Annotated in this window: 14 protein-coding genes and 1 rRNA gene; 5 read left to right on the top strand and 10 right to left on the bottom strand. The window is 34.7% G+C overall.

Features of this window, described 5'->3' with window-relative positions; translation table 11 throughout:
* The 3 genes from QZN33_RS11250 to cgi121 all read left to right on the top strand — a co-directional run.
* Positions 1 to 204, top strand: a 23S ribosomal RNA gene (locus QZN33_RS11250); the annotation flags it as partial.
* Positions 205 to 489: 285 nt separating this feature from the next.
* Complete coding sequence (locus QZN33_RS11245) at positions 490 to 1,959, top strand: (R)-citramalate synthase (protein ID WP_296792635.1); 1,470 nt, start codon at positions 490 to 492, stop codon at positions 1,957 to 1,959.
* Positions 1,960 to 1,966: 7 nt separating this feature from the next.
* Entirely contained in the window at positions 1,967 to 2,458 is a 492-nt protein-coding gene (gene cgi121 / locus QZN33_RS11240) for a KEOPS complex subunit Cgi121 (protein WP_296792633.1), read from the top strand.
* Here the strand turns inward: cgi121 and QZN33_RS11235 are convergent.
* The 5 genes from QZN33_RS11235 to QZN33_RS11215 are packed head-to-tail and all read right to left on the bottom strand — an operon-like array spanning position 2,442 to position 6,370.
* Positions 2,442 to 3,395, bottom strand: a complete 954-nt coding sequence (locus QZN33_RS11235; RefSeq protein ID WP_296792631.1) for a DegT/DnrJ/EryC1/StrS family aminotransferase — start codon at positions 3,393 to 3,395, stop codon at positions 2,442 to 2,444. The two genes, cgi121 and QZN33_RS11235, sit on opposite strands and share 17 nt — an antisense overlap.
* Position 3,396: 1 nt before the next feature.
* Complete coding sequence (locus QZN33_RS11230; RefSeq protein ID WP_296792628.1) at positions 3,397 to 4,569, bottom strand: hypothetical protein; 1,173 nt, start codon at positions 4,567 to 4,569, stop codon at positions 3,397 to 3,399.
* Between the two features lie 45 nt (positions 4,570 to 4,614).
* On the bottom strand, positions 4,615 to 5,541 hold the full coding sequence (guaA, locus tag QZN33_RS11225) for a glutamine-hydrolyzing GMP synthase (protein ID WP_296792625.1): 927 nt from the start codon (positions 5,539 to 5,541) through the stop codon (positions 4,615 to 4,617).
* A gap of 1 nt (position 5,542) precedes the next feature.
* A complete protein-coding gene (locus QZN33_RS11220; RefSeq protein WP_296792616.1) occupies positions 5,543 to 5,803 on the bottom strand; it encodes a hypothetical protein in 261 nt (86 codons plus the stop codon).
* Between the two features lie 9 nt (positions 5,804 to 5,812).
* Positions 5,813 to 6,370, bottom strand: a complete 558-nt coding sequence (locus QZN33_RS11215) for a GMP synthase subunit A (RefSeq protein ID WP_296792615.1) — start codon at positions 6,368 to 6,370, stop codon at positions 5,813 to 5,815.
* 130 nt (positions 6,371 to 6,500) lie between these two features.
* Between QZN33_RS11215 and QZN33_RS11210 the strand changes: the two genes are divergently transcribed.
* Positions 6,501 to 6,644 (top strand): hypothetical protein, encoded by a 144-nt coding sequence (locus QZN33_RS11210; protein WP_296792612.1) that lies wholly within the window; start codon positions 6,501 to 6,503, stop codon positions 6,642 to 6,644.
* On the opposite strand, the gene trxB is transcribed toward QZN33_RS11210, so the two are convergent.
* The 5 genes from trxB to QZN33_RS11185 form a co-directional block, all read right to left on the bottom strand.
* The gene (gene trxB, locus QZN33_RS11205) at positions 6,638 to 7,597 is read right to left on the bottom strand and encodes a thioredoxin-disulfide reductase (protein WP_296792609.1); all 960 of its coding nucleotides are present in this window, start codon (positions 7,595 to 7,597) and stop codon (positions 6,638 to 6,640) included. The genes QZN33_RS11210 and trxB overlap by 7 nt on opposite strands.
* Positions 7,598 to 7,621: 24 nt before the next feature.
* Positions 7,622 to 8,161, bottom strand: coding sequence for a glutathione peroxidase (locus QZN33_RS11200; protein WP_296792606.1), 540 nt, complete (start codon positions 8,159 to 8,161; stop codon positions 7,622 to 7,624).
* 86 nt (positions 8,162 to 8,247) lie between these two features.
* Positions 8,248 to 8,703 (bottom strand): MarR family winged helix-turn-helix transcriptional regulator, encoded by a 456-nt coding sequence (locus QZN33_RS11195; protein ID WP_296792604.1) that lies wholly within the window; start codon positions 8,701 to 8,703, stop codon positions 8,248 to 8,250.
* Between the two features lie 109 nt (positions 8,704 to 8,812).
* Positions 8,813 to 9,094 carry a hypothetical protein gene (locus QZN33_RS11190; protein ID WP_296792601.1) on the bottom strand — a complete coding sequence of 94 codons (282 nt, stop codon included), beginning with the start codon at positions 9,092 to 9,094 and terminating at the stop codon, positions 8,813 to 8,815.
* 2 nt (positions 9,095 to 9,096) lie between these two features.
* On the bottom strand, positions 9,097 to 9,384 hold the full coding sequence (locus QZN33_RS11185) for a hypothetical protein (RefSeq protein ID WP_296792598.1): 288 nt from the start codon (positions 9,382 to 9,384) through the stop codon (positions 9,097 to 9,099).
* A gap of 395 nt (positions 9,385 to 9,779) precedes the next feature.
* Here QZN33_RS11185 and QZN33_RS11180 point away from each other — a divergent pair.
* Positions 9,780 to 10,919, top strand: a 1,140-nt coding sequence (locus QZN33_RS11180; protein WP_296792595.1) for a transposase, incomplete at its 3' end; no start/stop codon positions are given.

Here is a 10,919-nt window from a genome sequence, read left to right as displayed (position 1 = left end):
CGACCGGTTGTCTGATAAGGCATTGCCGGGCAGCTACGCGCTAGGTGATAAAGGCTGAAAGCATCTAAGCCTGAGGTATCCCCTGAAAATAGATTGCTTAGGACGCGAGTAGAAGACTTGTTTGATGGGGTAGGGATGTAAGCTTCGAGGTTTTTTTCCGAGTTGTTGAGTCCGCTGCTTCCAATTGTTCGCTTGCATTATTTTAATTGTTAGTAGACTAATATTGATCTTAGTTCAAGTGATATATAGTCTAATAATGATTTGGTTAGGTGTTAACAGTTCGGGTGAAATTGTACAGATTTATACCTGGTCTCGTTTCGATCCCAGTAGTGAAGTCCTTTTGTGTTTTGTTTGTGTACTATGGTTTTCTATGGGAATTTCATTTCGCTGCAAGCTTTCTATTACAATAATTAATTACTTTTTTTCAACTATTTTATTAAATATCTTATTTTGCTTAATACCCTTATTGCAAATTTTTAGGTGATTTTTTTGAATATAAAAATATTAGATACAACATTGCGTGATGGAGAGCAGACTCCAGGTGTTTCTTTAACTTCCAAAGAAAAATTTAGAATTGCCACTAAGCTTGATGAGATTGGAGTTAACTATATTGAAGCAGGTTCTGCAATTACTTCTCAGGGCGAACGTGACTCTATTAAAGAGATTTCTAATCAGGGGTTTAATGCTGAAATTTTAAGTTTTTCAAGACCTCTCAATATTGATATTGATTATTGTCTCGACTGCAATGTTGATGCAGTAAATCTTGTTGTTCCAACCTCAGATCTGCATATTTCTGATAAATTAAAAATATCTAAAGATGAACTTTTAGAATTATCCAACAATGCTGTTGAATATTGCAAGGATCATGGTTTAACAGTAGAACTGTCAGCGGAAGATGCATCCAGAAGTGATGTTGATTTTCTAAAGAAAGTTTATCTGAGTGCAATAGATCATGGTGCCGACAGAATATGTGTATGTGATACTGTAGGTATTCTGACACCTGATTCCTCTTTTGAATTATTTTCCAGATTAAATGATATTCAGGTACCTGTTTCATGTCATTGCCATAATGATTTTGGTCTTGCTGTTGCAAATACATTATCCGCAGTTAAGGGTGGTGCATCTGAAATTCACACAACTATAAATGGTATTGGTGAAAGAGCAGGTAACACTTCTTTTGAAGAATGTATTGTAAGTATCGACAGACTTTTTTCAGATTTCACAACAGACATTAAAATAAATCAGATTTATGATATTTCCAAATTAGTTGCCAGATTGACTGGTGTTTATATTCAGCCTAACAAGGCAATTGTCGGGGAAAATGCTTTTGCTCATGAATCCGGAATTCATTCCGATGGAATTATCAAAAATTCCGCCACATATGAACCGATGACTCCTGAACTGGTTGGAAGGACTCGTAAGTTTGTCATTGGAAAACATATGGGAACTCATGGCTTAAATTCAAGATTGAAAGAAATAGGCCTTGACGTTAATGATGATCAGCTTAAACAGATTTGTGATGATATTAAGGACCTGGCCGATAAGGGTAAAACTGTTACTGATGTTGATTTGCAGGTAATTGCAGATAATGTTTTAGAGATAAATCATGAAGATAGAATCAAACTTGATGAAATTACTATTGTTTCAGGAAATAAGGTAATGCCAACTGCTTCAGTTAAAATATCCATTGACGGTGAAGAAATATTGAATGCAGGTGTAGGTTTAGGTCCTGTAGATGCAGCAATCAATGCAATCAAATCACTGGACATGTTCAGGGATATAGAATTAATTGAATATCACGTAGATGCTATCACCGGCGGTACTGATGCATTTATTGATGTAATTATCAAACTTCAAAAAGAGGACAAGGTTGTTTCTGCACGTGGTACCGAGGCTGATATTATCAACGCCAGTGTTAAAGCATATATTGCTGGAGTAAACAGATTACTTAGGGATTAGTGGTTACATGCATATGGATAATATACAAATTTTAGGTTTTAAGGCAAATATTGATTCTGTAGGGGATACTCTCTCTCAGATAGATGCGATTAAAGAAGATGGCGAAATTATTCAGCTTCTTAATGCAGATGCGGTTGCTTCTAAAAATCATATAATCCACGGAGTCAACCAGGCATTTCTTGCATTTGAACGTGATGAAAATCTTGCAAAGGATATCAGTGTTGAAATTGTTCTAAGATGTTCCGCTCAGCGCCAGATTTCCAAGGCATTTAAAACTTTAGGCCTTAAAGAAGGAAACATGAATCTCTGCGCAGTACTCGTCAATTCAAAAGATTATTCTAAAGAGCTGTCTGATTTGTTTGTTCGTGATGATGATGTTTTAGCAGCTGATGATGGCATGTTAAAGGAAATATATAAAATCAGTGATGCGGAACTGGAAAATATGTCAGTAGAAAATATATTAATCGATAGAATCACTAAACTTACAGTTGATTATTAATTTCTTCAATAATTTTATCCAAATATTCCTTTTCAAGGCATTCATATGCCAGATTTTTTATTTCAACAGCAATGGCTTTCTGTTTTACTCTGTTGTAATTTGGACATGTTGTGATAAATCCGCTTTTGTTTATCGGCAGTGCCTTTTTCAAATTCCAACTTATCTCTTTCGCATTACTATGTGGAATAATTACATTGATGCCTCTTTTATTTGCATGTAATGTGTTGTCTATATTGTTTTTTAGATGCTTGGTTGCATTTAATGTAACTTCAAGTTTTTCATCAACGTTTTCAAGTTCGCAACATATACCACTGCATACAATTTGTGATGTTTTGCTTAATTTTTGAGGAAGCTTGGTATTGTCAAAACTTTCCTTATTGTTTGAGGTTATAAAACCTCCGCTTCCAACATTGATTATTTTTGGTGATCCTGTAGATGCAATTATAATGTCTGAATAATTTCCGTTACCTAAGTTGTGTTTTTTATCACCGATTCCGGCTGAAGCATCTTCAATTGTAGTGATGTTGTTGCTTTTGCAGTATTTTGAAATGCCTTTTGTATCCTGCTCGGCACAGTATCCTGCAAAACTTGTGTATATTAAAGCGGAATTTTCTTTAAATTCAATTTCATCCAAATAATCAGGATTGATAAGTCCCATGTCAGTTTTTAAGGTAACTATGTCTTTTTTTAAAAATTTTGCAATCTGCTTAAATCCGTGCCATCCTCCCTGGTCGGGTACAATTACGTCTCCTTCAACTGCAGACAGTGCAATAAAAATACTGTTGTTCCCGCTTGATGTAATTTTTGCATGGTCGTGGCCGGTAAGGTCTTTAATTTTTTCAGCTGCTTCGGCTTCGAAATCATTTTCGAGGTTTCCGCCTGCAACTTCAGACATTGTTTTTAATGTTTTTTGAGATGGGGTTTTAAATTTAAACATATTATCCTCTTTTAAAGTACATATCCAGTGTGGTCTGTTTTGTGTGAAGCATTTCGTTAAGCAGTGTTCCCTGTTTGACATATCTATTGATAGGAATTCTTAATTTTGTTCCGGAATATTTCAGGCAGTCTTCCAGGGTTTCAAACTCAAGATATGGTCTAAGCATAGCCTCTTTAATGTTTTCCCTTACATTGAACACGCCCAATGGCACATATCCGTCATAGGCTTCTCTTAAAATTATCAGTCCTGACTGTTTTTTAATTTTAAGAAGGTAGTCAAGAACTGCCATTTTTGCAGTGTAATAGCATCCTCCCACGATGGAATATTCTTTTTTGCCGCCGTTTGTTTCATAATCTGAAAATATCAGTTCTTCATTTTTCATTAATTTGATAAATGCCTCATACCACTCATACTGCCATTCGGTAGGTGTCAGTATTATTATGTAATAATTGTTAAGGGCTCCAAATTCAAATACTCTGTAGGTATCCAGTCTTTCAAATTTCCTTACTTCCTTTAAAAATTCGTCTGCAAGTGTTGAATCACATGCTGTTATGGACCATCTTGTTGGAACAAGCTTTCTTTTATTTTTTGTACCTATTGCTCCAACTGAAAATGCCTTCTGCATTGCAGAAAACGGAACGTCTTTATTGTGAAGATTGACAACTGCCTCTGTGGCTTTTAAATCAGTATCATAAAATGTTTTTTCAAGCTGCCTGTCCCATCTTACAGCGTCAATGTCAAATGTTTCAATTACTGCGCTTGGCCCGTGAGGCATGCTGTCTTCTGAAAGCATTGATCCTGTCGGTTTTTTACCGAATGTGGCCTCACTGTCAATAGATTTTGATGCAAGGGAAATGTCCTGGAGTTTTTCAACAAACGGATTTTCCAAATCATCAATCTTTATCAGCTGTTTTCCTCTGACAAGATTCATACGGTAGTTGATGATTTCATCCTGAGTTTTATTCTCACCGATCCATGATTCAGGGGAGTCCATGATGTATGTGTCTCCCATCTGTGAACTCATCATAGGTCCGGCATAGACTTTAGGATAGGACCATCTGCCGATAAATACTGAGGGAGGGGTAGTTCCTTCAAGATTTTTTCCTACATTAACAGATTTCATTTGGATTTGTTCTGTTAATTTGGCTAAATATGCATTTTTAGTGGTTTTCATGGTTTTAAAAAAAGTAAAAATAAAAAATACTATAAAAGTATTTTTTTAACAGAATTCGATGGTTGCAGGTGGTTTGTCACTAACGGATAGTGCAACGTGAGTAACTTCTGAAATTTCGGAAGTGATTCTTTGTGAAATGGTTCTGACAACTTCCCATGGAAGTTCAGCAACTGATGCGGTCATAGCGTCAATTGAGTTTACAACTCTGACCACTACAAGATATCCGAAGTCTCTCTGGTCTCCTTTAACACCGGTTACTTTAGTGTCTGTTAAAACAGCAAAGTATTGCCATACGTCTTTGTCAATACCTGCAGCTTCAATTTCTTCACGGACAATGTGATTTGCTTTTCTGCAGATTTCAACATTTTCTCTTGTCAGTGCGCCGACAACACGTACTCCAAGTCCTGGTCCTGGGAAAGGCTGTCTGTAAACTGTTGTAGCAGGCAATCCTAATTCATCACCGATTTCTCTGACTTCATCTTTGTATAAGTCACGGATTGGTTCACATAATTCAAGTTCCATTCCGCTTGGAAGAGCCAGGTTATGGTGGGATTTGATTTCACCTTCAGTTTCAATCCAGTCCGGTGCAATAGTTCCCTGAACTAAATATTTAGCGCCGGATTTTATAGCTTCTCTTTCAAATACGTCAATGAAAACTTTTCCGATAATTTTTCTTTTATCTTCAGGGTCGTCATAGCCTGCAAGAGCATCCATAAATTCATCTGAAGCATCAACAAATTTAAAGTTTAATCTGTCTTTAAAGGTATTGGTTACCTGTTCAACTTCTCCTTCTCTTAAAAGACCGTGGTCTACAAATATTGCAGTTAAATTGTCGCCTATAGCCTGTTGTACAAGAACGGAACACACGGAACTGTCTACTCCACCGGATAATGCGATAATAGCTTTTTCATCACCAATCTGGTCTTTAATTTTTTTTACAGCGTCGTCAATAAATTCTTTAGGACTTAACATTTTATTCCTCTTCATCTTCTTCTTCGTAATCTTCAATAATCTGTTTGATCATAGCTTCAAGACCAAAATCGTTACCGGATTCAACAGCTTCCATAATGTCGTCATATTTGACAAATTTTTCGAGTTTTACGGATTTAGCTCCAATTCCTGAAATTCTAAATCCATATTCTTCATCACCGATTGGGATGTTAACAAATTGTCTTTTTAAACCAGCTTTATTGTCCTGAGCTTTTTTAGCTAAATCTTCAGCATTGTCAATCATTATTACACCTTATTTTTGACAGATTTTATAAAAGTTTTTAAAAATTATTTCTCCTTTTGGAGTGTGATGTACTTCGGGGTGGAACTGGATTCCATATACATCCTTGTCTTTATGTTTAAAGGATTCAACATCACATAATGTGGAACTGGCCAGGATTTCAAAATCTTCAGGGATGCTTTTAACTTCATCTTTGTGTGATGACCAGACATCCATTTGCGGTGCTAAACCTTCAAATAAGTTTTTATCATTATCAATATTTATTTTCACTTGAGCATAACTTTCAGTTTCGGAAGTTGAAACTTCTCCTCCATAAGCTTTTGCGATTAACTGATGTCCAAGACAGATTCCAAGAATCGGAATGTCAAAGTGTTTTATGATCTCTTCGCTGTTTCCAGCTCCTTCAAGTGAAGGCCCTCCACCTAAAATCAATCCTATTGGATTTTCAGCTTCAATCTCTTCAATGGAAGTTGTGTTTGAAACCAGTTTGGATGGAATATTCAGATACTGTAAACTTCTTTGAATTCTATGGTTGTATTGGCCTTTGTTATTAATCACTATAATTGTCATTTTATACTCCATGAAAATATAATGATATTATTTTTGGCAGTTATAATTATTATATGTTTGTCTAAAAATAAGAAAAAGTTTTTGCAATTCACTTAAAGTTTATATATGATATTTAATATAACTGAATTACATGGAATTACAAGATTTGATTTATATTATTATTGCTATATTTGTGGCGGTTGTGCTGTTTAAAATATTCATGTGGCTACTGCCTGTAATTGTTGTACTTGTTATAGCATTTTTCATTTACATGTTCCTAAAAGAACGTTATTGATTATTTTCTTTTAAATCATGAAATGCTGAAGTTGCAGCAACTGCTCCTTCTCCGCATGCAACAACCCACTGTTTTAATCCGACACAAACATCACCTATTGCATATACATAGTCAACATTGGTTTTCTGTTCTTTATCTGTGATGATATGTCCGGATTCATCCAAATCAACACCTAACTGGGCTGCAAGTTCGGTATGCGGAATGTATCCTACGCTGATGAACACTCCATTTGTCGGATATTCTGTCAGCTCACCTGTTTTTGTGTCTTTTAAAATAACTGATTCAACCAGCATTTCTCCTTTGATTTCTTTAACAGTTGCATTGAGGATAGTCTTGATGCCTGCTTCTTTTATCATGTTCTGCAGGTGTTTCTGGGCTCTGAATTCATCTCTTCTGTGGATTAAAGTAACGTTTGCGCCTAAGTTTTTCAGGTATAGTGCTTCCTGAAGTGCGCTGTTTCCTCCGCCCACCATTATAATGTCTCTTCCTGCAAAGAAAAATCCGTCACATGTTGCGCAGTAGCTTACGCCTTTTCCTTTGAATTCCTCTTCGCCTTTTGCATCCAAGTGTCTATGTGAGCTTCCGGTTGCTAAAATGACTGTTTTGGATTGATATTCTCCTTTGCTTGTTTTGACTGTAAAGCGATATTCTCCGTCATTTTGAATAATTTCTTCCACTTCTTCCATTTCGTGAAGTTCTGTGTTTTTAATGGCCTGCTCTTTCATTTTTTCAATAAGTTCCAAACCGGAAATACTGTCAAAGCCGGGATAGTTTTCCATTTCAGGTACTTCACGGCCGATTCCTCCTGCAAGATCTCGGTCTATCATAAGATTTTTTGTTCCCTGACGGCCGGCATAGATTGCAGCGGTAAGGCCTCCTGGACCTGCTCCAATAATGATAATGTCGTATTTGTCCATTTTAATTACCTCTAATAATGATTTGGTAATTATCATTAAAAAAATTAAGGGATTTAATATTTAAATTAAATCCGCAATTGCTTTTTTGACATCTCCCAGGTCTTCTGTCGGTTCGAATCTTCTAACGACATTTCCTTCACGGTCAACTAAAAATTTGGTGAAGTTCCATTTGATGTCATTGTTGTCTTTGTAGTGTCTGTCTTTTGCTTTTAAAACAAGTTTTAGTTTTGTTGCTCCTTTGCCTGTAATGTCAGTAAATGGCTGTTCGTTTTTTAAGTATTCGAATAGGGGATCTGCATTTTCGCCGTTGACATCAATTTTGTCAAAAATCTGGTAAGGTACTAACCATTTGTTGCGGCATACTTCTGCAATTTCTTCTGTAGTTCCTGGAGCTTGATTTCCGAACTGGTTGCATGGGAAATCTAAAATTTCAAAACCTTTTTCATTGAATTCTGCATACATTTCATTTAATTCTGTGTATTGTGGTGTAAATCCACATTTTGTTGCAGAGTTAACAATCAGTAGTACTTTGTCTTTGAATTGGCTTAGGGGAACCATGTTTCCGTCACCGTCTTTTACTTCAAAATCATAGATTGACATAGTTATTACCTCGTTAATTTATAAAAGACTTAACTTGGTTAAGACTTGTTTATCTATTTTAATTGAAGTACTATATAAAGGTTACCTCATTTCAGTTCTGTTGATTCTTTAATCATATTGTATAACTGCTCTTTAAAGTTGAAAAATTCATCATTGGATAAATTTTTGGTAATTTCTCTTTCCCAACCGCAGGTAATAACGTTAATTTTAACAAAGAGTTCTTCTCCTTTATCGGTTAATCTTAAAACATTTCTGCTTTTGTTGCTTTCATCCTTTCTCTTTTCGACAATTCCTTTTTTGACCAGTTTTTTAACCATCTTTGCAACATTTGCTTCGGATACGTAAAGAATTTCCGCCAGTTCTCTTTGTGAAATTGACGGGAAGAATTTGATGTTGTAGATATATGTCAGCTCACCGTAGGTAATTTCAATGTCTTCAAGCTTGTTTTTCAGGTAATTATTGTAGCTTAAAAGGATATATTCCATATAAAGGTTGGTTGGGGTAAATACGATTCTATCTTTTTGCCATTCTGCATTGACCATAAGTATTCCTCGATTAAAATATGGCTGTCGGTTATTTATAAAAATTAGTTTTAATTAAAAAATTAGAAAACGTGAGATTATTCACGTTTAAGATAAAAAAATTAGGAATTTAAGGGAATAATGCTATTCCTGTTGCTTCCATCATTGATTCGAAACCTAAAAGTATAATGACTACTCCGCCGAAAATTTCAATGTAATCTGCGTATTTGATAGCAATTTTGGTTCCGTATGTTCCAATCAGAAGCCATATGACTACTGCAAATACACTTAATCCTGCTAAAATAAATGGATTAACGTGTGCAGCAGCACCCTGTGATGCTAAAATTAAGTTTTCTATGTTTCCAAAAATAAGCAAACCTGTAAATGGAGCATAATCTTTTAAATTAACCATTATTATTCACCTCTTTTGGTTTTTCTAAGATTTCTGACTGCGCCGTGAATTGACTGGAAACCTAATATTACAATTGCAAGACCACCTAAAAATGTGATGTAGTTTGAATATTGCATTGCTGCTTCTGTAGCCACAAATCCAATAAATATCCATATTAATACTACAATTATACTTAATAATCCTAAAATCCTAGGATTTACACCTGCAACAACACCCTGAGATGCTAGAATAAGGTTTTCAATGTTTCCAAAAATAATTAATCCGATAAACGGTACAAATTGTTCTAACAAATTATCACCATATCTAATTATAATTTTAGTATTATTTAAATGTTAATTTAATTTAACATGAAAAAACAGGAAATAATTGAAAATGTACATAATTTTTCTACTTGTTGTTAATTCTTTTTATGTAAATCCCTTTTTAAAGGACAAATCAATAAGAATGATAAATTTTACTGTTTTTACATTTTAACATTGTTGTGCAAGAATTCTCTGGCTTCTTTAAGCTGGAGATGAATTGCACTTTTAAGGTGTAGGAGTTGAATTTTTTTTGTAATAACAGGGTATTACTTTTCAAATGCTCTCTTGGATTATCTCTTTATATTGTTAATGGTATAATTTATGGTTATATGAAAAAAAAGTTTTTTTTCATGATTGAAAAAATATGGTGGAGTTTGTTTTTCATGGTTGATGAGGTTTTTATTTTAACTGATAAGATTGAATTTATCCCTGATGAGGATTTAGAAGGGGAATTAAATTTCAATTTACGTGCCGCAGGTTATGTATTCAACAAAACATTGGAATACAGTATTTACCGTGAAAACCTAGTACGAGAATTTAATATAGGTAACAACATTAAAGTCAACCGCAATTACACACAAAAAATCGTAAAAAATCTAGAATTTAATATAGGTAATAACATTAAAGTCAACCGCAATTACACACAAAAAATCGTAAAAAATCTAAGAAAACGTAAACCTTTCTTGAAAAAAGCTGATTCCACCTGTATTCAAGCATCTACAGACCGCTTAATAAAAGCATATGAAGGACACTACGGTGGTAGGACTGGACGTCCTAAGTTCAAATCACTTAAAAACAATCCTGTACGATCCATCACACTTAGAAACAACGAATACTCTACTAAAAATGGAGTTAAAGGTTCTATAAGATGGGAAGGTAACAGATTACGCTTAAACAAATTAGGATATATTGATGTAAGGTATAAAAGAGATATTGATGGTAAAATCAAAGAAACAACAATCTTAAAAGAAAATGGCAAATGGTTCGTTTGCATAGTCTACGAACTGGAAAAAATACATCCAAGAGAAGAATTTAACGGACCTGCGTTATATGTAGGCATTGATTTAGGATTAACAGACTTCATTACATTTTCCAACGGAAAAGTCATACACAAACCTGATTTAAAAAGAATAAACGGTAGAATACAATACTACCAACAAAAACTTTCACGTCAAAAAGAAGGAGGATCCAACTGGAAAAAAACACTAAAAAAACTCCAACGATGGACAAACAAGAAAAACAATGTAGTCAACGATTACTACCATAAAATATCCTATAATATTGTAAAACACTGCCAATTCATAGCAATGGAAACATTAAACATTCGTGGAATGATGCGTGCACGTACTTTAAGCAGGAGTATTCATGAAATTGGTTGGGGAAAACTCATTGAAATGATACGATACAAAGCACACTGGTACGGGCGTGAATTTGTACAAATCGATAGATGGTTTGCTTCCAGCAAAAAATGCAATGTCTGTGGCGAAATAAATCACGGATTGGGTCGTGGTGTAAGAGAATGG

Origin of the sequence: uncultured Methanobrevibacter sp. (assembly GCF_900314615.1) — an archaeon.
Lineage (GTDB): Archaea > Methanobacteriota > Methanobacteria > Methanobacteriales > Methanobacteriaceae > Methanocatella.
This window is presented reverse-complemented; position numbering and strand designations above follow the sequence as displayed.

Coding starts and splice junctions, on each gene's coding strand:
- QZN33_RS11215 (WP_296792615.1), bottom strand. CDS start 6,370: ATGACAATTATAGTGATTAATAACAAAGGCCAATACAACCATAGAATT.
- QZN33_RS11230 (WP_296792628.1), bottom strand. CDS start 4,569: ATGAAAACCACTAAAAATGCATATTTAGCCAAATTAACAGAACAAATC.
- QZN33_RS11235 (WP_296792631.1), bottom strand. CDS start 3,395: ATGTTTAAATTTAAAACCCCATCTCAAAAAACATTAAAAACAATGTCT.
- QZN33_RS11190 (WP_296792601.1), bottom strand. CDS start 9,094: ATGGTTAATTTAAAAGATTATGCTCCATTTACAGGTTTGCTTATTTTT.
- trxB (WP_296792609.1), bottom strand. CDS start 7,597: ATGATAATTACCAAATCATTATTAGAGGTAATTAAAATGGACAAATAC.
- QZN33_RS11195 (WP_296792604.1), bottom strand. CDS start 8,703: ATGGTCAATGCAGAATGGCAAAAAGATAGAATCGTATTTACCCCAACC.
- QZN33_RS11210 (WP_296792612.1), top strand. CDS start 6,501: ATGGAATTACAAGATTTGATTTATATTATTATTGCTATATTTGTGGCG.
- QZN33_RS11220 (WP_296792616.1), bottom strand. CDS start 5,803: ATGATTGACAATGCTGAAGATTTAGCTAAAAAAGCTCAGGACAATAAA.
- QZN33_RS11200 (WP_296792606.1), bottom strand. CDS start 8,161: ATGTCAATCTATGATTTTGAAGTAAAAGACGGTGACGGAAACATGGTT.
- cgi121 (WP_296792633.1), top strand. CDS start 1,967: ATGCATATGGATAATATACAAATTTTAGGTTTTAAGGCAAATATTGAT.
- guaA (WP_296792625.1), bottom strand. CDS start 5,541: ATGTTAAGTCCTAAAGAATTTATTGACGACGCTGTAAAAAAAATTAAA.